Origin of the sequence: Actinomadura sp. 9N215 (assembly GCF_044326345.1) — a bacterium.
In the GTDB taxonomy this organism is placed as follows: Bacteria; Actinomycetota; Actinomycetes; order Streptosporangiales; family Streptosporangiaceae; genus Spirillospora.
The window spans coordinates 34,360-59,403 of sequence record NZ_JBIRBA010000028.1; the positions used below are offsets into that span (position 1 = coordinate 34,360).

The following is a 25,044-nucleotide window of genomic DNA, read 5'->3' on the forward strand; positions in this document are numbered from 1 at the left end:
GAGAACGAGCGGTAACTGTGGCCACGCTGTCCCAATGGGTCGCCGGATCCCGGCCCCGTACCCTGCCCGCGTCCCTCGTCCCCGTCGTCGTCGGCACGGGCGTCGCCGCCGGTCAGGACGGCGCCGTCTGGTGGCGCGCGGTGCTCGCCGCGACCGTCGCGCTCGTCCTGCAGATCGGCGTGAACTACTCCAACGACTACAGCGACGGCGTCCGCGGCACCGACGAGGAGCGCGTCGGCCCGCTCCGCCTCGTCGGGTCGAAGGTCGCGCCGCCGAAGCAGGTCCTCGCCGCCGCGCTCGGCTGCTTCCTCGCCGCCGCCGTCGCCGGGCTCGTGCTCGCCGCCGTCACGACGTGGTGGCTGCTGCTCGTCGGCGCGTTCGCGATCCTCGCGGCCTGGTTCTACACGGGCGGGAAGACGCCATACGGGTACCGTGCGCTCGGCGAGGTGTCGGTGTTCGTCTTCTTCGGCCTCGTCGCCGTCGTCGGGACGGCATACGTGCAGGTGGAGGGCCTGCCGTGGGAGGCGTGGGCGGCGGCAGTGCCGATCGGGCTGCTGGCCTGCGGGCTGCTCGTCGCGAACAACCTGCGCGACATCCCCACCGACCGCGAGGCCGGGAAGCGGACCCTCGCCGTGCTGCTCGGCGACCGCTGGACCCGCGTCCTGTACGCGGCGTGCACCGCGCTGCCGTTCATGATCGTCCTGTCGCTGGCGGCGCCGCGTCCGTGGGCGCTGATCGCGCTGCTCGCCGCGCCGCTGTCGCTGCCGCCGACGCAGAAGGTGCTGAACGGCGCGGCCGGCCCCGCCCTGATCCCCGTGCTGGGCGAGACCAGCCGGCTCCAGATCGCCTACGGCGTGCTGCTGGCGGTCGGGCTCGCGCTCTGAGCGTCCGCGTCGCCCCTGTCGCCCGCGCCGCCGCCGTCCCGCTCGGCGAGCAGGACGGCGCCGGTCACGCCCATGAGCAGCCCGGCGAGCAGCCCGCAGAGCTTCGTCAGGTTGAGGGCGCTCGCCGAGTCCGTGGCGAGGAGTTCCGGCTGGCTGAGCAGCGTGATGAGCCCGTAGAACGACCAGGTGAACGTTGCGCCCGCGCCGATCCACACGCCGGCCAGCGGGACCGCGAACCGCGCCGGACGGCCGCTGCGCTGGACGATCGCGAGCAGCGCCACCGCGCCCGCCAGCGCCATCAGGCCCATCACGCCGTCCGCCAGCCGCAGGACCGCGCCCCGGTGGTCGAGGTCCTCTGCGGACAGCCCCGCCGTCCCGCCGAACGCCCAGAAGAACTGCACGGCCGCGAAGCCGACTGCGAACACGGCCGCAGTGCGCGCCAGAAGCACCTGCAGCGGATGCGTCGCACCCCTGGCGACGTCCTTGGTGCGGACGGCGAAGACGTCCGGCCACCTTTCCCGCGCGTGCAGGACGAAGGCCGTGACAAGCCCGAGCCCCTGCAACGTGAAGCCCGTGTACACGACGCCGTACACCCAGCCCTGGATCGCGTTGTCCGACGTGGTCAGCGGCTCGGACGAGAAGAGGACCTGCACGAGGGAGCCGAGCGGGACGGCGAGGGCGATCGGCGCGAGCAGCCCCGCACCGATCCACATCGGCGTCAGCACCAGCCACGCCGGAATGCGCCGGCCCCAGCGGAACGTGAACGCCAGCACGACCAGCACGGCCACCGCGTCCATGCCCATCGTGATCGCGTTGCCCACGTAGAGGGCCGAGCTCTCGGCGGCCTCCGGGTCGTTCCACCCGACCGTGCTGCCGGACAGCCACGCGAGCTTGAGGGTCAGGTAGGGGACGCACGCCGCGACGGTGGCCGCGCACACCCACAGCCGGGCGCGCCCGGCCCCCGCGGCGGGCGCCCTACCGGTGAGAACTGAAACCGTCATGCCCTCGACGATGGCGCGGACCGCGCCCGCGCCACTTCCCACCGCCGGGTGAAACCGCCCCGGCCCTTCCCCCGCGAGGGTGAGAGACCCGTCCTAGGCCCCTCAGCCACGCGCCTCTGCGTCGCTCAGCTTGCGGTCGCGCCCCAGTTGATCTCGGGGAGGCCGGCGTCCACCAGGGCCTTGTTCACGGCGCTGAACGGCCGCGTCCCGAAGAACTTCTTGGCGCTGAGCGGGCTCGGGTGCGCCGACTCGATCACGGTGTGCTGCGCGCCGGTGATGAGCCTGGCCTTCTTGCGCGCGTAGGCGCCCCAGAGCACGAACACCACGCGCTCGGACTTGTCGTTAAGCGCGCGGATCGCGGCGTCGGTGAAGTCTTCCCAGCCCTTGCCGGCGTGCGAGCCCGCGTCGCCGGCGCGGACGGTCAGCACCGCGTTGAGCAGCAGCACCCCCTGGTCGGCCCAGCGCGTGAGGTCGCCGGACGTCGCGACCGGCACCTCCAGGTCGGTGGCCAGCTCCTTGTAGATGTTGCGCAGCGACGGCGGCAGCCGGACGCCGTCGCGGACGCTGAAGCTGAGCCCGTGCGCCTGGCCGGGCCCGTGGTACGGGTCCTGGCCGAGGATCAGGACGCGGGCGCCGTCGAACGGGCAGTGCCGGAACGCGCTGAACAGGTCGTCGCGCGGCGGGTAGACGGTCTGCCCGGCGTACTCCCCCGCGACGAACGCTCCCAGCGCGGCGGTGGCGATCGGGTCGAGCAGCGGGTCGAGCCGCTCCCGCCAGTCGCCGGGCAGCATTTCCATCAGGTCGAGGGACATCGCAAGGCCTCCGGAACGTGATCTCCAGTCGCCGCAAACACTAGTGCGCGGCACTGACACGCCAGGCCCGAATCCCGGGAGCGCAACCCCCGCAACCCTAGGATGACGCCATATGCCCGGTTCCCCCCGTCGGCGGCGGCTCCGCACGTTCGCGCCGCTCGTCGCGCTCGCCGTCGCCGTCCCCGTCGCGGGCCTCGGCGCGGGCTGCGGCGGCTCGTCCGGGCCGACGACGCTCACCGTCCTGGCCGCCTCGTCGCTGACGGAGGTGGCCGACGAGATCGCGACGGCCTACGCCCAGGAGAACCCCGGCGTCAAGCTGCGGTTCGAGTTCGGCGCCTCGCCCGAGCTGACCGACCGGCTGTCCGACCACGAGCCGGGCGACGTGCTGGTGACGGCCGACAAGGCCGGAATGGACGAGGCCGGCGAGTACCTGAGCGGACCGCGCCGGATCGTCGCGCACACCTCGCTGACCATCGCCGTCGGCCCCGGCAACCCCCGGCGCGTCCGCGGGCTCGGCGACCTGGAGCGGCGCGGGCTGCGGGTGGTGGTCGGCGCCGGGACGGTCCCGGTCGGCCGCTACACGCGCCAGGTGTTCGCGAAGGCTGGGCTGTCCGTACGGTGGAGCTCGGAGGAGATCAGCGCGCGGGCCGTCCTGGACCGGGTGCGCTCCGGCGAGGCGGACGCGGGCGTCGTCTACGTCACCGACCTGCGCTCGGCGGGGGTCGCGGCGAGCAGCGTCCCCATCCCGGCGGACGTGAACGTCACCGCGGCCTTCCCGGCGGCGGCCGTCCGGGACGGCGACCACGAGGAGGCCGCGGGCGCGTTCGTGTCGTGGCTGGTCACTCCGGCCGCGCAGACGCTGTTCAACAAGTACGGCTTCGCCACCCCGCCCACCCCGCGGTGACCGGCGGCCAGGCGGCTTCGCCACCCCGTCCACCCGGCGGTGGCGGTGGTCAGGCGGCTTCGGCGCGGGCCTTGACGGCGGCGTTCATCGCGGCGAACTCGTCCTCCATGTCGAGCTGGCCGCCCGCGACCGGGACGAGGGCCCCGGAGAAGCGCTCGCCCTGGGTGAGGCGGACGCGCCCGTTCCCGGCCGGCTCGATGCGGAAGTAGTGCTCGCCGTCCACGATGCCGGGCATCCACATGCGACCGATCCAGCGGAGCTCGCGGCCGGGCTCGGCCTTGAGGACCTTCGGGGAGAACCTCATGATGCCGCCGTCCGAGTCGCGCAGGACGTTGTGCAGCCGCGCGCCCTTCTTCGGCTCGCCCTCGGCCTTGACGATGAACGGGTTCCACTGCGGGAAGCTGCCGAAGTCCGTGACGATCCCGTAGACCTCGTCGGCGGACGCGGAGATCTCGACGGTGGTGCTGACCTCGTGCGGGTCGAGCTCGCCCCAGGCGAGCAGCACGCCGGCGGCGGCGAGCGGAACGGCGACGGCGGTGACGGCGGCACGGCGGATGCTGATCATGACGACCTCCAGGCTGAGCCCTAAGGGCCTTGGCCCTTGGCTAATCTCATTAGCCAATAAGCTAGCTAGCATCATTAGCTTTGGCAAGCCCCTCCCTCCGCAAAGTCCGGGAGCGCCCGTGTCACATCTCGTGCGCCGCCTCCGTCAGTGCTATGACATGGCCGACGAGGGGGAAGAGATGGACGAGCGCGAGTTCCTGGCGGACGAGTTCGAGAAGCACCGGGTGCACCTCAGAGCGGTGGCCTACCGGATGCTCGGCTCGCTCGCCGAAGCGGACGACGCCGTCCAGGAGTCGTGGTTCCGGTTGAGCCGCTCCGACGCCGACGCCATCGAGAACCTGGGCGGCTGGCTGACCACCGTCGTCGGACGCGTCTGCCTCGACATGCTGCGCTCGCGCACCGCCCGCCGCGAGGACCCCCTGGAGGAACGCCTCCCCGACCCGGTCATCGGCCCCGCGTCCGGCCTCGACCCCGAGCACGAGGCGCTGATGGCCGACTCGGTCGGCCTCGCGCTGCTGGTGGTGCTCCAGTCCCTCACGCCCGCCGAGCGGCTCGCGTTCGTCCTGCACGACACGTTCGCCGTGCCGTTCGAGGACATCGCCCAGATCGTCGGCCGCTCCCCCGCCGCCGCCCGGCAGCTCGCGAGCCGCGCCCGCCGCCGGGTGCGGGGCGCCGCGCCCGTCCCCGAACGCGACCCGGTCCGTCAGCGCGAGGTCGTCGACGCGTTCCGGGCCGCGGCGCTGGAGGGCGACTTCGATGCCCTCGTCGCCGTCCTGGACCCGGACGTCGTGCTGCGCGCCGACGTCGGCGCCCCGGCCCTGCACGAGGTGCACGGCGCCGAGGCGGTGGCCGGTCAGGCGCTCATGTTCCGCCAGGTCGGCGGCGACTCCCGGCCGGCGCTGGTCAACGGCACGGCCGGCATGGTCAGCATCGTGAACGGACGCGCCAGGTCCGTTCTGTCCTGCACGGTCGTGGACGGCAGGATCGCCGCCATCGACATCCTCGCCGACCCCGCCCGCCTCGCCGGGCTCGACCTCACCGTCCTCGACTGACCTCCGCCTCAACCACCGGGTGTGAGGGAGCGGTGGAAGAGGACGCGATCGCTGCCCGGGCCGTCGTGCGACGCGCCGTGGACGACGGTGAAGCCCATCGCCTCGTGGAAGGCGATCGAGCCGGTGTTCCGCGGGGACGTGAGCGCATGGACGACCGTCCGGCCGTCGGCGGCGGCCAAGGCGAAGAAGGTCTCGTAGAGACGGCGGGCCAGGCCCGTGCCGCGGAAGTCGGGGTTCACGCCGACGAAGTGGATGTAGGCGGCGTCGGGCTGGGACGGCGACAGGAAGCCGACGAGGCAGCCCGCCAGGTCGTCGCCCGACTCCGCGACGAGGCTGGTGCGGTGGAAGTGGTCGAGGAAGAGGCGGGGCAGGATGCCGTGGATCGGGCGGCCCCACCAGTCGTCCACGACGGCGATGATGCGGTCGTAGTCGGCCGGCGTGGCCGCGCGGACGCCGATCACAGGCCGAGGAGGGACTCGATGCCCAGCGTGAGGCGATCGAGATCAGGTATCCGGCGGACGGCGAGCAGGACGCCCGGCATGAACGACGCGCGGTCCATCGAGTCGTGCCGGATGGTGAACAGCTCGCCGTGCCCGCCGAGGACGACCTGCTGGTGCGCGACGGCGCCGGAGAGGCGGACGGCGTGCACGCGGACGCCGTCCACGTCGGCGCCGCGCGCCCCGTCCACCTCGGACGTGGTCGCGTCCGGGGACGGGGACACGCCGGCCTCGGCACGGGCCGCGGCGACCAGTTCCGCGGTGCGGTAGGCGGTGCCGGACGGAGCGTCCGCCTTGTTCGGGTGGTGCGTCTCGACGATCTCGACGGACTCGAAGAACGGTGCGGCCCGCTGCGCGAAGTGCATCATCAGCACCGCGCCGATCCCGAAGTTCGGCGCGATGATGACGTTGCCCGACGACTCGTCGGTCAGCCACGAGCGGACCGTGTCGAGCCGGGACGGGTCGAACCCCGTGGTGCCCACGACCGCGTGCAGGCCGCGCTCGACGCACCATTGGAGGTTTTCCATGACCACGCCGGGATGGGTGAAGTCGACGACGACCTCCGCGGCCGTCAGGGCGTCGCGCGCGTCGTCCTGGTCGACGGCGGCGACCAGCTCCATGTCATCGGCCCCTCGCACGGCGCGGCACACCTCGGCCCCCATGCGCCCCTTCGCGCCCAGCACCCCGACCTTGATCACGTGTTCCTCCCGGTAGGCGTGGGCCGAGCCTATCGTCAGAAGCGCTTGCCCAGCTCACGTGCCTCGGCGTGCGCGGTGCGGCGCCCGGTCTCGGCGTCAGCGGTCGCGAGGTTCGGACGGAACGCGACACTGCTGATGTCGCTGATCCCGGCCCAGCGCAGCCAGCCGTCCAGGAAGGGCATCTGGTGGTCGGCGCCGAACGCGGGCGGACGGTCCTCGCCGTACACCGCGCTGGTGTACAGGACGGCCGCCTTCTTGCCGCTGAGCAGGCCGCTGTAGCCCTTCTCGGGGTCGAAGGAGAAGACCCAGCCGGGCTGCGAGACGACGTCGATGAACTGCTTCAGGATGTACGGCACGTTCGTGTTCCACATGGGGACGCTGAACAGGTAGCGGTCGTAGGAGTCGAACCGCTCGAAGACCCCGCGGGCGGCCCGCCAGGCGTCGGCCTGCTCGCCGGCCGGCTCGTTCCCGGCGAAGACGGCCATCTTGGCGGCGGCCGCGGCGGGGCCGAACTCGGGGAGCGTGCCGTCCCAGAGGTCGTGGTGGTCGACTACGTCGCCGTGGGTCTCGCGGTAGGCGTCGAGGAAGGCGCCGGCGAGCGCCAGGGACTCGGACGCGGCGCCGCGGGGGGACGCGGAGATGTGCAGCAGGCGGGCCATGAGGGGTTCCTCTCCAAAAGGCATACGGACTAGAGTCCGGTTAACTTCTTCGGAGATTAGCGGACCTTGGTCCGGTTATGCAACTAGTCGTCGGCGACGAACAGGTTGAGCGCCCAGCTGACGACGCCGACGATGATCGCCCCCCAGAACGCGGGCCAGAACCACTCGACGTGGAACGGCAGGTCGAGCTTCCCGGCGACCCAGCTCGTCAGCATGAGCAGCCCCGCGTTCACCAGCAGGGCGAACAGGCCGAGGGTCAGGATGTAGAACGCGCAGCCCAGCACCTTGATCACCGGCTTGAGGACGGCGTTCACGACACCGAAGACGGCCGCGACCGCGAGCAGCGTCAGCACCCGTTCGGTGGTGTCCCCGGCGGTGAGCTCGACGCCGTCCAGCGCCGCCTCGGCGACCCACAGCGCGATCGCGGAGATGACCAGCCTGATGAGGATCTTCACCCGCCGGGACCTACCCGATCATGCGCGGGCTAACGTCAGCCGCGGCACGACACAGCGAGCACCGCGTCAGAGGTCAGGCGGGACGCGTCAGGGTCAGGCGGGACGCGTCAGGCGGCGAAATCCCGGTCTCCGACCGGGCCGATGACGGTCAGGGCCTGGGGGGCGGCGAGGACCTCGCTCGCGATGGCGCGGACGTCGTCCAGCGTGACGGCCTCGATGCGGGCCAGGACCTCGTCCACGGGCAGGAGCGACTCGTACACGAGCTCGCTCTTGCCGATGCGGCTCATGCGGGAGCCGGTGTCCTCCAGGCCGAGGACCATCGCGCCGCGCAGCTGCCCCTTGCCGCGCTCCAGCTCCTCCTCGGTGAGCCCGACCCCGCCCGCCTTGTACAGCTCGTCGCGGCAGATCGACAGGACCTCCTCGGCCTTGGCGGGCTGGCAGCCCGCGTACACGCCGAAGATGCCCGAGTCGGCGTACTGGGCGGTGTAGCTGTACACCGAGTACGCCAGGCCGCGCTTCTCCCGGATCTCCTGGAACAGGCGCGACGACATGCCGCCGCCGAGCGCCGCGTTCAGCACGCCGAGCGCGAACCTGCGGTCGTCGGTGCGGGACACGCCCGCGCCGCCGAGGATGATGTGCGCCTGCTCGGTGTCCTTGTCGATCACGACGTTGCGCGGGTCGACCGGCGCGGGCGTCCCGTCCAGGCGGGGCGCAGCGGGCTCGGCGTCGCCGGTCAGGTGCTCCGCGAACGCGCGAGAGACCAGCTTCACGACGTCGTCGTGGTCGATGTTGCCCGCCACCGACACCACCAGCCGCGACGGGACGTAGTGCTGCCGGTAGTAGCCGTGGATGCGGTCGCGGGACAGCGCGTTGATGGAGTCCTCGGTGCCGAGGATGGGACGTCCGAGCGGGGTGTCGCCGTACAGCGCGGTGGCGAACTCGTCGTGGATGAGGTCGCCCGGGTCGTCGTCCCGCATGTGGATCTCTTCGAGGATCACGCCGCGCTCGGCCTCGACGTCCTCGGGACGGTTCACCGACGCCGCGACCATGTCGGACACGACGTCCACGGCGAGGGGGAGGTCGGCGTCGAGGACGCGGGCGTAGTAGCACGTGTACTCCTTGGCGGTGAACGCGTTGAGGTCGCCGCCGACCGCGTCGACCGCCGCGGAGATCTCCAGCGCGGTCCGCCGCTTCGTGCCCTTGAACAGCACGTGCTCCAGGTAGTGGCTGGCGCCGGCGTCGGCGGGGGCCTCGTCGCGGGACCCGACCGCCGACCAGACGCCGAACGCGGCGGACCGCACGGTCGGCATCGTCTCGGTGATGACCCGGAGCCCGCCGGGCAGGACGGTGCGGCGCACCGCGCCGGCCCCGTCGGTGTGGATCGTGGTGGTGGTGCCGGGCTCCTGCGCCCTCGCCGGCAGGGTCACGTGTCGCTCGCATTCCGTGGTGGGAAAGTGACCGGCCGACCAGCCCGCTAGCAGAAAGCCGAGCGCAGCTCGTCCTTGGAGAGGGTGGCTGGGCGGGGGCTGCGGGAAGGCCGGCCGGTCATCGTGCCAAAGGGGTCAGGAGTTGCGCTGGCCGGAGTCGTCGCCGCGGCGGGTGCGGCGGCGGCGCGGGCGGCGCTCGCCGTCGTCGCGGCGCTCCCGGTGCTCGCCGTCGTCCTCACCCTCGCCGTCGGCGGACGCGGACGCGCCCCCGTTTCCGGGCTCGGGCCGGTCGGCGGCCTCGCGCTCGATCACCTCGACCGGCACCAGCGACAGCTTGCCGCGCTGGTCGATCTCGGTGACCTCCACCTGGATCTTCTCGCCGACGCCCATCACGTCCTCGACGTTCTCGATCCGCGCGCCGCCGTGCAGCTTGCGGATCTGCGAGACGTGCAGCAGGCCGTCCTTGCCGGGCAGCAGCGACACGAAGGCGCCGAACGTCGTGGTCTTGACGACGGTGCCGAGGTACCGCTCGCCGATCTCCGGCATGTGCGGGTTCGCGATCGAGTTGATCGCCTGCCGCGCGGCCTCGGCGGACGGGCCGTCGGTGGCGCCGACGTAGATCGTGCCGTCGTCCTCGATCGTGATGTCGGCGCCGGTGTCGTCCTGGATCGAGTTGATCATCTTGCCCTTGGGGCCGATGACCTCGCCGATCTTGTCGACCGGGACCTTGATCGTGATGATCCGCGGCGCGTACGGGCTCATCTCGGCGGGCGCCTCGATGGCCTCCTGCATGACGTCCAGGATCGCGAGGCGCGCGCCCTTGGCCTGCTTCAGCGCGGCGGCCAGCACCGAGGCGGGGATGCCGTCGAGCTTGGTGTCGAGCTGCAGCGCGGTGATCAGGTCGCGGGTGCCGGCGACCTTGAAGTCCATGTCGCCGAAGGCGTCCTCGGCGCCGAGGATGTCGGTCAGCGTGACGTACTCGTCGCCCTCGTTGATCAGGCCCATCGCGATGCCCGCCACCATCTGCTTCAGCGGGACGCCCGCGTCCAGCAGCGACATGGTGGACGCGCACACCGAGCCCATCGACGTGGACCCGTTCGACCCGAGCGCCTCCGACACCTGCCGGATCGCGTACGGGAACTCCTCGCGGCTCGGCAGCACCGGCAGGATGGCGCGCTCGGCGAGGGCGCCGTGCCCGATCTCGCGGCGCTTCGGCGACCCGACGCGGCCCGTCTCGCCGGTGGAGTACGGCGGGAAGTTGTAGTTGTGCATGTAGCGCTTGGTGCGCTCGGGGTTGAGCGTGTCGATCATCTGCTCCATGCGGAGCATGTTCAGCGTCGTCACGCCCAGGATCTGCGTCTCGCCGCGCTCGAACAGCGCCGAGCCGTGCACCCGCGGGATGACGTGCGCCTCGGCGGTCAGCTGGCGGATGTCCTTCAGGCCGCGGCCGTCCATGCGGAGCCCGTCGCGGATGACCCGCTCGCGGACCAGCTTCTTCGTGACGGCGCGGTACGCGGCGGAGATCTCCTTCTCGCGGCCCTCGAACGTCTCGGCGAGCTTCTCCGCGACGCCCGCCTTCAACTCGTCCAGGCGGGTCTCGCGGTCCTGCTTGCCGGCGATGGTGAGCGCCTGCGCGAGGTCCTCGCTGACGGCGTCGGTGACGGCGGCGAGCACGTCGTCCTGGTAGTCCAGGAAGATCGGGTACTCGGCGGTCTCCTTCGCGGCGACGGCGGCGAGGTCGCTCTGGGCCTTGCACAGCGCCTTGATGAACGGCTTGGCCGCCTCCAGGCCCTCGGCGACGGTCTCCTCGGTCGGCGCGGCGGCGCCCTCGCCGACGAGCTTGATCGTGTCGCGGGTGGACTCGGCCTCCACCATCATGATCGCGACGTCGCCGTCCGCCAGCACGCGGCCGGCGACGACCATGTCGAACGTGGCGTTCTCCAGCTCGGTGTGGGTCGGGAAGCCGACCCACTGGCCCTCGATCAGCGCGACGCGGACGCCGCCGATCGGGCCGGAGAACGGCAGCCCGGCCAGCTGCGTGGACATCGACGCGGCGTTGATCGCGACGACGTCGTACAGGTGGTCGGGGTTGAGGGCCATGATCGTCTCGACGACCTGGATCTCGTTGCGCAGCCCCTTGGTGAACGACGGGCGCAGCGGCCGGTCGATCAGCCGGCAGGTCAGGATCGCGTCCTCGGACGGACGGCCCTCCCGGCGGAAGAACGAGCCGGGGATGCGCCCGGCCGCGTACATCCGCTCCTCGACGTCCACGGTCAGCGGGAAGAAGTCGAGGTTGTCCTTCGGCTTCTTCGACGCGGTGGTCGCCGACAGCACCATCGTCTCGTCGTCGAGATAGGCGACGGCGGAGCCGGCCGCCTGGCGGGCCACCCGGCCCGTCTCGAAGCGGATGGTCCGGGTGCCGAACGTGCCGTTGTCGATCACGGCCTCGGTGCTCTGCGCGCCATCGATGCGCACGGCTTCTGTCACGGGAAACCTCCTCAGGGTTCCATTCAGCGGTCCTCGCGGCCGTTTCCCGTGGTCGTGCACGCTGCCGGTCTTCGATCGAAGCGCCCGGATCGAGAGGCCCGCCGATGCGGCGGACGGATCCGGAAGCCACTACCGAGGACCGGCCCGCACCAGCGGTGTCCGCGAGGCTTTGTCTGTAGTTTTCCGGTCGGCCCGCGTCCCCGTGCGGGGCGAGCGGGCGGCCGGGTGCGCGCCGGGTGCCCGGCCCCTCCGGCCGGGCCCTGCCCGTGCGGGCGGGCCCTGGGGCGGGCCCCGGACGCGGTCCGGGCGGGGCGTCGCGCCCCGTCCGGCCCATCGGGCCCAAAAAGGAAGGGAGCGGCCCGGGCGGGCCACTCCCTCACCGTTCTAGCGGCGCAGTCCGAGTCGCTCGATCAGCTGCCGGTAGCGGTTGATGTCCTTGTTGGAGAGGTACTTCAGGAGCCGGCGACGACGGCCGACCAGCAGCAGGAGGCCGCGGCGGCTGTGGTGGTCGTGCTTGTGCTCCTTGAGGTGCTCGGTCAGATCGTTGATCCGACGTGTGAGCAGCGCGACCTGGACCTCCGGGGATCCGGTGTCACCCTCAGTGGTCGCGTACTCCGAGATGATCTTGTTCTTGGTGGCGGTGTCGAGCGACACGTGGCTCCTTCGATGCGATCGTCACCCGCAGATCCGGGGCCCGTGGGCGCGCGGTCCGCATGGTGCGTTGAAGAGGGTGGCGGGCCGCATGAGGGTGCAGCCAGCCGCGCCGGGGCCCTTCCCGGCGACTATTCACCGTACCATGCCGGAAAGGGCGCCGGTTACGAAGCGGAAAGTCCCGTTATCGCAGGGTACGCGGCTCGGAGGTGATTTCCCGGGCGCGGGCCACGTCCCGGTGCATCGCCTCGACCAGCGCGTCCACCGAGTCGAACTTCAGCGTGTCGCGGATGCGGGCGGTGAAGTCGACGGCCATGTGCTCGCCGTACAGGTCGAGGTCGTCGCGGTCCAGCGCGTACGCCTCGACGGTCCGCTCCCCCGCGCCCTCGAACGTCGGGTTGGTGCCGATGGAGATCGCCGCCGGCCAGCGGAAGCCGGGATAGCGGTCGGAGTCGCAGACCAGCCAGCCCGCGTACACGCCGTCGGCGGGGATCGCGGTGTGCGGCAGCGTCTCCAGGTTGGCCGTGGGGAAGCCGAGCGCGCGGCCGCGCTGGTGCCCGCGCACGACGACGCCCTCCACGCGGTGCGGACGCCCGAGCGCCAGCGCCGCCGCCTCCACGTCGCCCGCGTCGAGCCGCTGGCGGATGTAGGTGGACGAGATCGTGTCCCCGTTGGCCACCAGCGGCATGCCCGCGGTGGTGAAGTCGTACTTCTCGCCCAGCTCCCGCAGCAGCGCCACGTTGCCCTTGGCCTTGTGCCCGAACCGGAAGTCCTCGCCGACGATGACGTGGGCCGCGTGCAGCCGGTCGACCAGGACCGACTGGACGAACTCGTCCGGCGCCATCTTCGACAGCTCCAGCGTGAACGGCACGACCACGACCGCGTCGGTGCCGAGCCCCTCCAGCAGCTCGATGCGGCGCCTGGTGCTGGCGAGCAGCGGCGGATGGGTGCCGGGCCGGACGACCTCGTCCGGATGCGGGTCGAACGTGATGACCACGGACCGCAGGCCGCGGCGGCGGGCCTCCTCGGCCGCCGTGCCGACGATCCGCTGGTGGCCGCGGTGAACGCCGTCGAACACCCCGATGGTGACCACCGAACGGCCCCCGTCCGCGGGGACCTCGTCGAGGCCATTCCAGCGCCGCACCATGCTCTCCCTGCGTAGGACGTGCCTGCCCGGTCGTGTGGCCGCCCGGTTCTGCTGCCGTCCTAAGAGTGCCATGCGCGGCCCGCCGGGGTGGTACCCGGGTTCACGCGGAACGCGTCACGCGGACCGCACGGCCTGGTTCACGCGGACCGGTAGACGACGAACGAGACGGCGATGTACTGCAGGATGTAGGCGGCCAGCGTGCAGGCGTGGAAGACCTCGTGGAACCCGAACCAGTGCGGCGACGGGTTCGGACGGCGCAGCCCGTACACCACCCCGCCGACGCTGTAGCAGACGCCGCCGACCGCGACCATGAGGCAGGCGAGAAGGCCCGCGCCGTCCAGGAACTGCGGCAGGAAGAACACCGCCACCCAGCCGAGGACGATGTAGAGCGTCACGTAGAGGGCGCGCGGGGCGCCGATCCAGGCCGTCCGGAAGACGACGCCGGCGATGGCGCCCGTCCAGACGACGGCGAGGACGGCGACGCGGACGCCGCCGTCCAGCGCGAGGACGGCGAACGGCGTGTACGTCCCGGCGATGATCAGGTAGATGTTGGCGTGGTCGAAGCGGCGCAGGACCTCCAGCAGCCGGTGCGAGGTCTGCCGGTGGTAGGTCCCCGAGATCCCGAACAGCATCCCCGAGGTCGCCACGTACACCGCCGACGCGAGCCGCGCCTGCACGCTCGGCCCGAGCGCGACCAGCACGAGCCCCGCGACGAGCACCGCGGGGAACGCGCCGACGTGCAGCCAGCCGCGCAGCCGCGGGCGGGTCGGGGACGCCACCGGGGCGCCGTCGTTCACGGCGCCGTCGTTCACGGTGGTCATCGACACCTCCTCAGCAACTACCTACGCATTAGTAGGTTACGCGACCGTAGGTTGGTATGCACCGGTTCCCCCCGGTGATGATCGCCACGGGCGGTGCGTCCCGTCCAGGTCTTCCGGCTGATCAGGAGGTGAACACGGCGAGCGGTTTGGCGACGTTCCCGTGCTCCTCGACGAGCGCCAGCAGCGTACCGTCGGGCGCGAAGACCCCGACCGGGCCGGGGCCCAGGCCGGCGGCGGGGAGGCGCCCGCCGTGCGCGACCTTGCGGGCGTCGTCGTCCGACACGTCCCGGCGCGGGAACACCGCCGCGACCGCCTCGCCCATCGGCAGGATCTCCAGCTTCCCGGCGAGCTGGTCGAGCGTCCGCGCCATGCCCAGGTCGTACGGGCCGACGCGGGTGCGGCGCAGCGCCGTCAGATGCCCGCCGCAGCCGAGGAACGCGCCGAGATCGCGGGCCAGCGCCCGGATGTACGTGCCCGACGAGCACGCGACGGACGCGTCCACGTCGATCACGTCGCCCTGCCGCCGGACGTCCAGGACGGCGAAGTCGCGCACCGTCACCGGACGGGCGGCGAGCTCGACCTCCTCGCCCTTGCGCGCCCTCTTGTACGCCCGCTCGCCGTTCACCTTGATGGCGCTGACCTGCGGCGGAACCTGCCGGATCGGCCCGGTCAGCGCCGCGACCCCGGCGCGCAGCGCCTCGTCGGGCACGGACGCGGCCGACGCGGTCGCGGTCACTTCGCCCTCGGCGTCGTCGGTGTTCGTCGACACGCCCAGCCGGATCGTGGCGTCGTACCCCTTCTCCGTCAGCGCCAGATGCCCGAGGAGCCGGGTCGCCTTGCCGACCCCGAGGACAAGGACGCCCGTCGCCATCGGGTCGAGCGTGCCCGCGTGCCCGACGCGCCGCGTCTGCGCGAGCCGCCGCATCCTGCCGACGACGTCGTGCGACGTCCAGCCGGCCGGCTTGTCCACGATGACGAGTCCCGAGTTCTCCACACCCGCTCCGAAAGGTCAGAGGATCAGAAAGTCAGAAGGTCAGAAGGTCACAGGGGTTCGAGCGCGTCAGTCGTCCTGGTCACCGGGGTCGCCGGGGAGGCGCAGCGCGGCGCGCAGCCGGTCGATGATCCAGGCGGGCTCGCCGCCCATGGTGAACGCGGCGGCCGTGCGGTGCCCGCCGCCGCCGAGCTCGACGCAGGCGCGGCCGACGTCGACCGAGCCCTTCGAGCGGGTCGACACGTACCACTCGCCGCGGTCGTTCTCCTTGCACACGACCGCGACCTCGGCCTCGTCGGTGCGCCTGAGCTGGTCGATGACGCCTTCGAGCTGGTCGTAGTCGACGTCGCGGGCGTCCCGGTCGGAGCGGGTGATCGTCGTCCACACCAGGCCGCGGCCGCCGGCGGCGTCGCGCTCCAGCCGGGCCCGCGCCAGCGCGCCCGCGAGGACCTGCAGGTACCCGAACGGCGCCCGGTCCCACAGCTCCCGGCTGACCGCTTCCGGCCGGACGCCCGCCGTCAGCAGCCGTCCCGCCAGGTCGTGGACCTCGGGCGTCGTGCACGGGTACTTGAACGAGCCGGTGTCGCTCGCCAGCCCCGCGTACAGGCCCTGCGCGATGTCGCGGTCGAGCGGGACGCCGAGCCTGCGGATCAGCTCCTCGACCAGCACCGCCGTGGCGGCGGCGTCCGGGTCGACGAGCCGCACGCCGCCGAACCCGACGTTGGACGCGTGATGGTCGATCACGATCAGCGCCCCGGCCCGGCCGGCGGCCCCGGCGAGGGCGCCGAGGCGCGCCTGCCCGGCCGCGTCCAGCGAGATCATCAGCTCCGGGGCCGCGGGCATCCGCGCGGGCTCGACCAGCAGCTCCTGGCCGGGCAGGAACCGCAGGATCGCCGGCACGGTGAACGGCTCCCCGAACGACGCCAGGCACCGCTTGCCCATCGCGCGCAGGGCCTGCGCGAGCGCCAGCATCGAGCCGAGCGCGTCCCCGTCGGGCGCCACATGGCAGGCGAGGCACACCTCCCCTGCCGCGTCGATCAGCGCGACGGCCCGGTCCCACTCCAGTTCCCCGAACGTCGCTGCCGCCGCCGCGTCGGCGGGCGCGAGCCTCTCGCCTGCGCCGGTCTGCTCGCCCACGACGGGCGGCTCGCCCACGACGGCCGACCCGGCGGACGCGGACGGCCCGGCCGCGGGCGGTTCGGCCGCGGGCGGTTCGGCGGCGACGGGCGCGGTCCTGCCGCGGAGGCCGCCGCGCGGGATGACGTCATGGCCGTTCCCGGAATGCCCGCCCACGTCGTGCAGGAGGCATTCCTCGTTCCAGCCCGAGCCCGGCGCCTCCGCGCGCCCCTCAGGCCCGCTCACGGCGCCGGGCGTCCGGAACGGCCGTCCTCACCGTCCCCCGCCGCGTCGTGCCCGTCGAAGTCGGCGTCGTCGTCCTCGTCCGCGTCCGCGTCGTCCTCGTCGAGGTCCTCGTCCTCGTCGGGGCCGTTCGCGCGGTACGGGTTCGCGTCACCGGCCGGGGACGCGTCCTGCGCGGCCTTCGCCACCTCCGCGTCCCGGGCGCGGGCCTTCGCCAGCAGGTCGTCGATGTGCGCCGCGTTCTCCATCAGGGAGTCCATGACGAAGGTGATGCTGGGCGTGTGCCTGACCCCCGTCTTCCTGCCCACCTCCGACCGGATGACGCCCTTGGCGCTCTCCAGCGCGGCGGCGGTCTCGGCGCGTTCGCCGTCCGACCCGTAGACCGTGTAGTACACGGTCGCGTCGCGCAGGTCGTTGGTGATGCGGGTGTCCGTCACGGTCACGAAGCCGAGCCGCGGATCCTTGATCCGCCTCTCCAGCATCTCGGCCACGATCTGCTGGATGCGGTCGGCGAGCTTGCGCGCCCGAGCTGCGTCCACCATGATCGCACTCCCTTTCTGTGGTCTGACGACCCTTCCATGGTCTAACGGCGACCGGTCCCGCGCTCCGTTTTGCCACCGGTCGGTCGCCGCCGCCGCTTCGACGTGGGGGGACGCCCCACACCTCCGGTCAGTCGTCGTCGTCGTTGAAGAGCCGCCGCCGCGCGGACAGCAGCTCGATCTCCGGCCGCCCGGCCACGAACCGTTCGCACCGGTCGAGCACCTGGGTGCAGTTCGCGGCGCTGCCGGACACCACCGCCACCCCGATCTCCGCCCTGCGGTACAGGTCGTTGCCGCCGGTCTCGGCGGCCGCCACCCCCGGGAAGTGCTTGTGCACCTCGGCGAGGAGCGGCCGCAGGACGGACCGCTTCTGTTTCAGCGAGCGGACGTCCCCCAGCAGCAGGTCGAGTGTCAGCGCACCCACGTACACCTGGTCGATCACCTCGGGATCTTCAGAGAATTGAACGACAGCGGTCATCCGCCGTGTTCCCGGCCACCACCCCGGATTCGGAGACGGACCGGGCATGACAGACGCCAGGCTAGAAGATCCGCCCGCCGCCGCGTCGCCGATTGCACGAGCACACCGCCGATGGCCCGAGATACCAAGCGGCGGGCATCTCTACGTGTTCCGATCACCCTGGATCACCAAGGCCGTCAGTCGCACGGCCTCAACCATCGCGCGAGCGCGTTGCCTGGCCGTGGGAGGCGATGCCGAAGGCGAGCCTCCCACGGCCAGATCGCGAAGCGATGCCGCGCTCGCACAATTCAGGTCAGGATGCGAGCCGCCAGGCGAGCATCCTGGGCCGGAATTGCATGAATACGGCCTCAGTCGCGGGGCTTCTCCCGCATCTCGAAGCACTCGATGACATCTCCGAGCTTGATGTCGTTGTAGCCCACGCCGATACCGCACTCGAAGCCCTCGCGGACCTCGGTCGCGTCGTCCTTGAAGCGGCGCAGCGACGACACCGTGAGGTTGTCGGAGACCACGACGCCGTCGCGGACGAGGCGGGCCTTGGCGTTGCGCTGGATGACCCCCGAGGTGACCATCGAGCCGGCGACGCTGCCGATCCGCGGCACCTTGAAGATCTCGCGGATCTCCGCGGTGCCGAGCTGGGCCTCCTCGAACTCCGGCTTGAGCATGCCCTTGAGGGCCGCCTCGACCTCCTCGATCGCCTGGTAGATGATCGAGTAGTACCGGATGTCGACGCCCTCGCGGTCGGCCAGCTCCTGCGCGTTGCGCTCCGGCCGCACGTTGAAGCCGATGATGACCGCGCCCTCGGACGCCAGCGACAGGTTGACGTCGTCCTGCGTGATCGCGCCGACGCCGCGGCGGATGATCCGCAGGTTGACCTCCTCGCCCACGTCGAGCTTGAGGAGGGAGTCCTCCAGCGCCTCGACGGAACCGGACACGTCGCCCTTGAGGATGAGCAGCAGTTCCTGCCGCTCGCCGCGCTCCAGGTCCTTGAACAGCTCTTCGAGGGAGCTGCTCTTACGGCTCTTGAGCAGTTCGGCGTTGCGCTTGCGCGCGACGCGCTTGTCGGCGATCTGCCGGGCGACCCGGTCGTCCTCGACGACGAGGAAGTTGTCGCCCGCGCCTGGCACGGCCGCGAGGCCGAGCACCGCCACCGGACGCGACGGACCCGCCTCCTGGACGGGCTCGAAGTTCTCGTCGAGCATCGCCCGGACGCGGCCGTGCGCCACGCCGCAGACGATCGAGTCGCCGACCCGCAGCGTGCCGCGCTGCACCAGCACGGACGCCACCGCGCCCCGGCCCTTGTCGAGGTGCGCCTCGATGGCCGAGCCCTGGGCGGGCATCTCCGGGTTGGCCTTCAGGTCGAGCTCGGCGTCGGCGGTCAGGACGATCGCCTCCAGCAGCCCGTCGATGTTGATGCCCTGCCGGGCGGACACGTCGACGAACTGGGTGGACCCGCCGAACTCCTCGGCGACCAGGCCGTACTCGGTGAGCTGCGCCCGCACCTTGTTCGGGTCGGCGCCCTCCAGGTCGATCTTGTTGACCGCGACGACGATCGGGACCCCGGCCGCGGTGGCGTGGTCGATCGCCTCGGTGGTCTGCGGCTTGACGCCGTCGTCCGCGGCGACCACCAGCACCACCAGGTCGGTGGTGTCGGCGCCGCGGGCACGCATGGCGGTGAACGCCTCGTGACCCGGGGTGTCGATGAAGGTGATCTTGCGGTCCTCGCCGTCGACCACGGTCTCGACCTGGTAGGCGCCGATGTGCTGGGTGATGCCGCCGGCCTCGCCCGCCTGCACGTTGGCGCTGCGGACGGCGTCCAGCAGCTTGGTCTTGCCGTGGTCGACGTGACCCATGACGGTGACCACCGGCGGACGGGACTGGAGGTTCTCCTCGCCGCCCTCGTCCTCGCCGTACTCGATGTCGAACGACTCGAGCAGCGCGCGGTCCTCGTCCTCGGGGCTGACGACCTGGACGTCGAAGTCCAGCTCGAGCCCGAGCGCCATCAGGTCGTCGGGGTCGACGGACTGGGTCGCGGTGACCATCTTGCCGAGATGCATCATGATCGCGACGAGCGACGCCGGGTTGGCGCCGATCTTCTCGGCGAAGTCGGTCAGGGTCGCGCCCTGCGGCAACCGGACGGTCTTGCCGTTGCCGCGCGGAGCCGAGACGCCGCCGGCGGCGGGCGCCTGCATGTTCTCGAATTCCTGACGGCGCGCCCGCTTCGACTTGCGTCCGCGTGCGGGACGTCCGCCGGGACGGCCGAACGCGCCCTGCGTGCCGCCGCGACCGCGTCCGCCGCCGCCTGGACGGGGACCGCCGAAGCCCGGACGGCCACCGCCGCCGCCTCCGCCGGCGCCTGTGCGGGGACCGCCGAAGCCGCCGCCTGGACGGCCGCCGCCACCGGGACCACGACCGCCGCCACCGGGACCGCGGCCACCGCCGCCGCCACCGGGACCACGACCGCCGCCGCCGGGACCGCCGCGGCCTGGAGCGCCGCCACCGCCACCGGAGGGCCGCGAGGACGGCATGTTCATCGGGCTCGGACGCGGGCCGCCCGGACGGGGCGGCATGTTGCTGCCCCCGGGGCTCGGCCGCGGGCCGCCGGGACCGGCGGCTCCGCCCGGCCTCGGACCCGGACGCTGGCCGCCCGGAGCGCCGCCACCCGGACGGTCACCGCCGCCCTGGCGCGGCCCGGGACGCGGACCCGGCTTGGGCGCCTGGCCCATGCCGCTGGCGTTCGAGCTGAACGGGTTGTTGCCCGGACGCGGGCGTCCGCCACCGCGGCCACCGCCGTCGGAGCGGGGGCCGGGACGCGGGCCGGGCTTCGGCGCGCGGGGACCCGGCTTCGGGCCGCCCGGCGCGCGGCTGCCCGCGCCGCCACCGGGACCGGCGGCGGGCGGGGCGCTCGGGGCCTGCGCCGCGGGCGCGTCCACCGGCGTGCTCGGCACCGGCGGGACCGGACGCGGCGGGGCCGGCCTCGGGCCACCGCCCGGACCGCCCTGACCACCGCCGGGACCGCCCTGGCCACCTTGACCACCGCCGGGACCGCTCTGTCCGCCGCCGGGACCGCCTTGGCCGCCGCCGGGGCCGCCCTGTCCGCCGCCTGGGGCGGCAGGGCTCGGCTTGGGCGTGGACGGGCGCGGCGCGGCGGGCCGAGGGGCCTGCTGCCGCGCACCCTGAGAATCGGAGGCGCCGCCGGACGGACCCGGACGCGGCGCGCCCGGACGCGGACCCGAAGGACGCTTCGGGGCGGCTCGCTTGTCCCCCTGCTTGGCGGACGACGACGAATTTGAGAAGGCTTCTGTCAGCCTGCGTACGACCGGCGCCTCGATCGTGGAGGACGCCGACCTGACGAACTCGCCCATTTCCTGGAGCTTGGCCATGACGACCTTGCTCTCTACACCGAACTCCTTGGCGAGCTCGTACACCCGGACCTTGGCCACTGCACTCCCTACTCGGTCCGGGGGTGCGGCCTCCGGACCGTCGCTAACTTGCCGTACTCATCGCGGCGTGCTCATCGAGCGCTCATAGCAATCTCGACCTGCTTCCGACTAGACGTCGCTTACTATTCGGCCATCCTGCTGCTGCGCGGCGCGAGCCGCAAGCCGGGCCCGCAGCGCACCGGCGTCGAGCGGCCCCGGAAGGCGGAACGCCCTCGGGAACGCCCGCCGCCGCTCTGCGAGCTCGAGACACCCCAGGTCGGGGTGCAGATGCGCGCCCCGTCCCGGCAGCCGCCCGTGCGGATCGGGGACGATGACGCCCTCGACCGCCACCAGGCGCAGCAAGTCGGACTTGACCGAGCGAACCCGACAGCCCACACACGTGCGAACAGGGGCCGCCCGGCCACGTTTCATGAGTCTACCGCGCCGACGCGTCGGCGGGGCCTGTCGCATGCGCTCCTGGCGTAGAAGATCCAGATTCGCCGGGCTCGGTGGCCTTCGCGCCCGTTTCCCCGGGCGCCGCCCCAGGCCCCGATTCGGCCGTCTCCTGCGCCGATTCGGCCGTTTCGTCAGGCGCGTCCGTCTGGCCGGGCGTGCCCTTCTGGCCGGGGGTGCCCGGTTCGGCGGGCGCGGCCGTCTGGCCGGGGGCGGACGGTCGTCCCGGCGCCGCGGCCTGGCCTGGTGCGGCGGCCTGCTCGGGCTCGGTGTCGGATCTGATATCGATCCGCCAGCCGGTCAGCCGGGCGGCGAGCCGGGCGTTCTGGCCCTCCTTGCCGATCGCGAGGGACAGCTGGTAGTCGGGCACGATCACCCGGGCGACCCGGGCGTCGGCGTCGACGACCTCGACATGGGAAACCCGCGCCGGGGACAGCGCATTCCCGACGAACTCGGCGGGATCCTCGGACCAGTCCACGATGTCGATCTTCTCGCCGTGCAGCTCGGCCATCACGTTGCGGACCCGGCTGCCGAGCGGGCCGATGCAGGCGCCCTTCGCGTTCACCCCCGCCTTCCGGGAGCGCACCGCGATCTTGGTGCGGTGGCCGGCCTCGCGGGCGATCGCGGCGATCTCCACGGTGCCGTCCGCGATCTCCGGGACCTCCAGCGCGAACAGCTTGCGGACGAGGTTCGGGTGCGTCCTGGACAGCTGGATCGACGGGCCGCGGTGGCCCTTGCGGACCTGCACGACGTAGCCGCGCAGCCGCTCGCCGTGGTCATAGCGCTCGCCGGGCACCTGCTCCTGCGGCGGCAGGACGGCCTCGATCTTGCCGAGGTCGACCAGCACGTTCCGCGGGTCCTTGCCCTGCTGGATGATGCCGCTGACGATGTCGCCCTCGCGCCCGGCGTACTCGCCGAAGGTCAGCTCGTCCTCGGCGTCGCGGAGGCGCTGCAGGATCACCTGCTTGGCGGTGGTGGCCGCGATGCGCCCGAACCCGGTCGGGGTGTCGTCGTACTCGCCGACGGGCTCGCCTTCGTCGTCGGTCTCGGTCGCCCACACGGTGACGTGGCCGCTCTGGCGGTCCAGTTCGACGCGCGCCTTGGGCGCGGCGCCCTCCGTCCGGTGGTAGGCGATCAGCAGGGCGTCTTCGATGGCCTTGACGGCCACGTCGAGCGAGATGTCCTTCTCGCTCTCCAGACCGCGCAGGGCGGTCATGTCGATGTCCACGAGGTTCCCCCCTCTATTCCGGCTCAGCCGGAGAACGCGTTCCCTCGGCCGTGCCCGCAGGGTGTTTGAACTCCACCTGCACTCGGCCGCGCCCCAGCTCGCCGAGGCCGAACCGGCGCCGTACGGTCTCCGTCCCGGCGGTCTTCGACGCCGCCGCCTTCGACCCGGCGGTCTTCGACGCCGCGGTCTCCGGCTCGGCGGATGCCGGCCCGGCGGACCTGCCGCCCCTGGCCCCGGCTCCCTTGCCCCGGCGCTTCTGGACGACGTCGATCTCCACGGCCTCGTCGTCGGCCGCGACCACCCGGCCCTCGACCTGGCCTCCCTCCGTCAGCGGGGCGACGACCAGCCGGCCGACGGCACGGCGCCAGTGCCGCGGCTCGGTGAGGGGGCGGTCGACGCCCGGGGAGGTCACCTCCAGCACGTACGGCGAGGTCCCCATGACATCGGTGGTGTCGAGCAGCTCGGAGGCCGTCTCGCTGATCGCGGCGATGTCGTCGAGGCCGACGCCGTGGTCGCCGTCCACGACGATGCGCACGAGGCGGCGCCTGCCGGCGGGCCGCACGTCGACCTCCTCCAGGTCGAAGCCGGCCTCGTCCACCGCGGGCGCGAGCAGACCGGTCAGCTCGGCGACGGTGGCGGCGCGCTCCGGACGGGCCGGACGCGCCGGACGCGCCGAGGCGTCGTCGCGCCTGCCCTGCCCGCGCCCCCCTTGAGCGCGGCCGCCGCGGGACTCGACGCTCATGGGACCCTCCTCCTGTTGTGCCGCCTGCGATCCGTTGTGCCGCCTGCGATCGCGGATGTCGCCGCTGGTTCGTCGACACCTCAAGACTATCGACAGCCGGGGACCGCAGCGGTTTTTCGATCGGCTCACCGGCGCGGCGGATATGGAATGCTTGAGCAGGCCCGATGGACGCGTCCCGGGGCCCGGGCCGCGGAGGGCCGCCGCCACCACACCACCGGGTGAGGAGACTCCCTTGCCAGAGGCCCCGCCGCGCCCGCCGGAGCCCGTGTCGCGCCGCGCGCTGCTGGGCCGGGGGGCGGTGCTGGGCGGGGGTGCGCTCGTCCTGCCGTGGCTGGCGGGCTGCGCGGCGGAGGCGGCGGCGCCGCGCGCGGACCTGCCGGCGCTGGTCGGCGCGATCGCGTCCGAGCAGAACCTGATCGCCACCTACGAGGCGGCGCGGTCGATGAACCGGTCGCTGGCGGGGCGGCTGGATCCCGTCCTGGCCCATCATCGGGAGCATCTCGACGTTCTGAAGCGCCATTACGTGCCCGGGTCGGGCGATCGGGCGGACGAGGGCGGCGCCATTCCGGCTCCCAGGGCCTCCTCCGTCCCGCGCGGCGGCGGGGTCCTCGTGACGCTGCGGGACGCGGAGGACCGCGCGGCGAAGGAGCGCAGGGCCGAGGCCGCCAAGGCCGGCCCGGGGCTGGCCCAGCTGCTGGCCAGCATCGGGGCGTGCGAGGCGGGCCATGCCATGCGGGTGAAGGGGGACGTCCCGCGGGTCCGGTCGAGGTCGGGAGCGGACGCCGTCCAGAAGGCGCTGGCCGGCGAGCACGCGGCGGTGTACGGGTACGGGGTGCTCGGCGCGCGGTTGCAGGGTCCGCTCCGGCAGACCGCGAAGGCCGTCTGGAACGCCCACCGGGCGCGGCGCGACGAGCTGATCGCGATCCTCTCCGGCACGCCGGTGGCCGCCGCGGCCGTGTACGAGCTGCCGGTCAAGGTCACCTCGGCGCGCAGCGCGGCCCGGCTCGCGGCGGCGTTGGAGGACGGTCTCGTCCCCGCGTACGTCGCTCTCGCCGGGGTCTCCTCCCCTGACCTGCGGGCCTTCGCCGCCGACGGCGCGCAGCGGGCGATGGCGCGGTCGGCGGCCTGGCTCAGCAAGGCGGGCGCTCCGGCACCGCGGGACGCGTTCCCGGGGCTGCCTTCGTCGGCGCTCTCCCCGCACGGCGAATCGGATGAGTGATCTTCCGCACGCCGGGAACGATGTGCCCGATTCATCGCGTTAGTCCCTTTGCAGCGGATGACTCGGGGGAGGAGTCCAGACCGGCATGAGCACCACTCCGCAGGGGAGCGCCCTCGACGAACTGCGGGCCGCGTACCACGAACAGCTGAACCGGCTCGCCGCCGAGCGCGACGCCGCCCGCCGCCAGGCGCGCATGGCCCAGGCCCAGGCCGACGTGGCCCGGGCCGACCTCGCCAGCCTGACGAGCCGCGTCCACGAACTATTGAACGCCGCCGCCCGGCACCTTCCGGACCTCCCGGCCGTTGAGGCGTCGAAGGGCCCGGTGGCGCAGCGGGCCCTTCCCCCCGCCTCCGGCGATTCCGAAGCCGGGAAGTCCGGAGAACGTCCGGCCCGAGCCGCCTGACCCGGGAGGAACGGCCCGCACATGGGCCGAACGGAGACCGCCGGGGACACCGTTCCCCGGCGGTCTCCGCCGTTCCGGACGAGGCCGACCCGCCGTTCCGGACGAGGCCGACCCGCCGTTCCGGACGAGGCCGTCCCGCCGTTCCGGACGAGGC

Annotated in this window: 23 protein-coding genes and 2 pseudogenes; 5 read left to right on the forward strand and 20 right to left on the reverse strand. The window is 72.8% G+C overall.

Annotated elements, in window-relative coordinates; translation table 11 throughout:
* Positions 1–17 precede the first annotated feature (17 nt).
* Complete coding sequence (locus ACH34T_RS35060; RefSeq protein ID WP_396025273.1) at positions 18–884, forward strand: 1,4-dihydroxy-2-naphthoate polyprenyltransferase; 867 nt, start codon at positions 18–20, stop codon at positions 882–884.
* Here the strand turns inward: ACH34T_RS35060 and ACH34T_RS35065 are convergent.
* Positions 848–1,885: a hypothetical protein gene (locus ACH34T_RS35065; protein ID WP_396025274.1), complete on the reverse strand. Its 1,038-nt coding sequence runs from the start codon at positions 1,883–1,885 to the stop codon at positions 848–850. The two genes, ACH34T_RS35060 and ACH34T_RS35065, sit on opposite strands and share 37 nt — an antisense overlap.
* A 125-nt stretch (positions 1,886–2,010) precedes the next feature.
* Positions 2,011–2,697, reverse strand: coding sequence for a uracil-DNA glycosylase (locus ACH34T_RS35070; RefSeq protein WP_396025275.1), 687 nt, complete (start codon positions 2,695–2,697; stop codon positions 2,011–2,013).
* 112 nt (positions 2,698–2,809) lie between these two features.
* Between ACH34T_RS35070 and modA the strand changes: the two genes are divergently transcribed.
* The gene (modA, locus tag ACH34T_RS35075) at positions 2,810–3,601 is read left to right on the forward strand and encodes a molybdate ABC transporter substrate-binding protein (protein ID WP_396025276.1); all 792 of its coding nucleotides are present in this window, start codon (positions 2,810–2,812) and stop codon (positions 3,599–3,601) included.
* Between the two features lie 49 nt (positions 3,602–3,650).
* Here modA and ACH34T_RS35080 read toward each other — a convergent pair whose 3' ends face one another.
* Positions 3,651–4,166 carry an SRPBCC family protein gene (locus ACH34T_RS35080; protein ID WP_396025277.1) on the reverse strand — a complete coding sequence of 172 codons (516 nt, stop codon included), beginning with the start codon at positions 4,164–4,166 and terminating at the stop codon, positions 3,651–3,653.
* Positions 4,167–4,344: 178 nt separating this feature from the next.
* Between ACH34T_RS35080 and ACH34T_RS35085 the strand changes: the two genes are divergently transcribed.
* A complete protein-coding gene (locus ACH34T_RS35085; protein ID WP_396025348.1) occupies positions 4,345–5,217 on the forward strand; it encodes a sigma-70 family RNA polymerase sigma factor in 873 nt (290 codons plus the stop codon).
* A gap of 8 nt (positions 5,218–5,225) precedes the next feature.
* Here the strand turns inward: ACH34T_RS35085 and ACH34T_RS35090 are convergent, their stop codons facing one another.
* The 17 genes and pseudogenes from ACH34T_RS35090 to rimP form a co-directional block, all read right to left on the reverse strand.
* Entirely contained in the window at positions 5,226–5,678 is a 453-nt protein-coding gene (locus tag ACH34T_RS35090; RefSeq protein WP_396025278.1) for a GNAT family N-acetyltransferase, read from the reverse strand.
* Entirely contained in the window at positions 5,675–6,412 is a 738-nt protein-coding gene (dapB, locus tag ACH34T_RS35095) for a 4-hydroxy-tetrahydrodipicolinate reductase (RefSeq protein WP_396025279.1), read from the reverse strand. Before dapB ends, ACH34T_RS35090 begins: the two co-directional genes overlap by 4 nt.
* A gap of 35 nt (positions 6,413–6,447) precedes the next feature.
* Entirely contained in the window at positions 6,448–7,071 is a 624-nt protein-coding gene (locus tag ACH34T_RS35100) for an FMN-dependent NADH-azoreductase (protein WP_396025280.1), read from the reverse strand.
* Positions 7,072–7,154: 83 nt separating this feature from the next.
* The gene (locus ACH34T_RS35105; protein ID WP_396025281.1) at positions 7,155–7,526 is read right to left on the reverse strand and encodes a phage holin family protein; all 372 of its coding nucleotides are present in this window, start codon (positions 7,524–7,526) and stop codon (positions 7,155–7,157) included.
* A 107-nt stretch (positions 7,527–7,633) separates the two neighbouring features.
* On the reverse strand, positions 7,634–8,953 hold the full coding sequence (locus tag ACH34T_RS35110; protein ID WP_396025282.1) for a M16 family metallopeptidase: 1,320 nt from the start codon (positions 8,951–8,953) through the stop codon (positions 7,634–7,636).
* Positions 8,954–9,088: 135 nt separating this feature from the next.
* Positions 9,089–11,422, reverse strand: a complete 2,334-nt coding sequence (locus ACH34T_RS35115) for a polyribonucleotide nucleotidyltransferase (protein ID WP_396025349.1) — start codon at positions 11,420–11,422, stop codon at positions 9,089–9,091.
* Between the two features lie 402 nt (positions 11,423–11,824).
* Positions 11,825–12,094: a 30S ribosomal protein S15 gene (rpsO, locus tag ACH34T_RS35120; RefSeq protein ID WP_067884254.1), complete on the reverse strand. Its 270-nt coding sequence runs from the start codon at positions 12,092–12,094 to the stop codon at positions 11,825–11,827.
* Between the two features lie 181 nt (positions 12,095–12,275).
* Complete coding sequence (locus ACH34T_RS35125; protein WP_396025283.1) at positions 12,276–13,235, reverse strand: bifunctional riboflavin kinase/FAD synthetase; 960 nt, start codon at positions 13,233–13,235, stop codon at positions 12,276–12,278.
* 140 nt (positions 13,236–13,375) lie between these two features.
* Entirely contained in the window at positions 13,376–14,059 is a 684-nt protein-coding gene (locus tag ACH34T_RS35130) for a hemolysin III family protein (RefSeq protein ID WP_396025284.1), read from the reverse strand.
* 121 nt (positions 14,060–14,180) lie between these two features.
* Positions 14,181–15,053: a tRNA pseudouridine(55) synthase TruB gene (gene truB / locus ACH34T_RS35135; RefSeq protein ID WP_396025285.1), complete on the reverse strand. Its 873-nt coding sequence runs from the start codon at positions 15,051–15,053 to the stop codon at positions 14,181–14,183.
* Between the two features lie 66 nt (positions 15,054–15,119).
* Positions 15,120–16,412: a bifunctional oligoribonuclease/PAP phosphatase NrnA gene (locus ACH34T_RS35140; protein ID WP_396025286.1), complete on the reverse strand. Its 1,293-nt coding sequence runs from the start codon at positions 16,410–16,412 to the stop codon at positions 15,120–15,122.
* Positions 16,409–16,951: a 30S ribosome-binding factor RbfA gene (gene rbfA / locus ACH34T_RS35145; RefSeq protein WP_396025287.1), complete on the reverse strand. Its 543-nt coding sequence runs from the start codon at positions 16,949–16,951 to the stop codon at positions 16,409–16,411. The genes ACH34T_RS35140 and rbfA overlap by 4 nt, the downstream gene beginning before the upstream one ends.
* Positions 16,952–17,078: 127 nt before the next feature.
* Complete coding sequence (locus ACH34T_RS35150; RefSeq protein ID WP_396025288.1) at positions 17,079–17,390, reverse strand: DUF503 domain-containing protein; 312 nt, start codon at positions 17,388–17,390, stop codon at positions 17,079–17,081.
* A 383-nt stretch (positions 17,391–17,773) separates the two neighbouring features.
* The gene (infB, locus tag ACH34T_RS35155; protein ID WP_396025289.1) at positions 17,774–20,866 is read right to left on the reverse strand and encodes a translation initiation factor IF-2; all 3,093 of its coding nucleotides are present in this window, start codon (positions 20,864–20,866) and stop codon (positions 17,774–17,776) included.
* Positions 20,867–20,974: 108 nt separating this feature from the next.
* Positions 20,975–21,241 carry a YlxR family protein gene (locus tag ACH34T_RS35160; RefSeq protein ID WP_396025290.1) on the reverse strand — a complete coding sequence of 89 codons (267 nt, stop codon included), beginning with the start codon at positions 21,239–21,241 and terminating at the stop codon, positions 20,975–20,977.
* Positions 21,242–21,530: 289 nt separating this feature from the next.
* A pseudogene (nusA, locus tag ACH34T_RS35165) lies at positions 21,531–22,514 on the reverse strand (transcription termination factor NusA); the annotation flags it as partial.
* A 25-nt stretch (positions 22,515–22,539) separates the two neighbouring features.
* A pseudogene (gene rimP, locus ACH34T_RS35170) lies at positions 22,540–23,176 on the reverse strand (ribosome maturation factor RimP); the annotation flags it as partial.
* Between the two features lie 324 nt (positions 23,177–23,500).
* On the opposite strand from rimP, the gene ACH34T_RS35175 reads away from it, so the two are divergent.
* On the forward strand, positions 23,501–24,487 hold the full coding sequence (locus ACH34T_RS35175; RefSeq protein WP_396025291.1) for a ferritin-like domain-containing protein: 987 nt from the start codon (positions 23,501–23,503) through the stop codon (positions 24,485–24,487).
* An 85-nt stretch (positions 24,488–24,572) separates the two neighbouring features.
* On the forward strand, positions 24,573–24,890 hold the full coding sequence (locus tag ACH34T_RS35180; RefSeq protein ID WP_396025292.1) for a hypothetical protein: 318 nt from the start codon (positions 24,573–24,575) through the stop codon (positions 24,888–24,890).
* Positions 24,891–25,044: the final 154 nt, after the last annotated feature.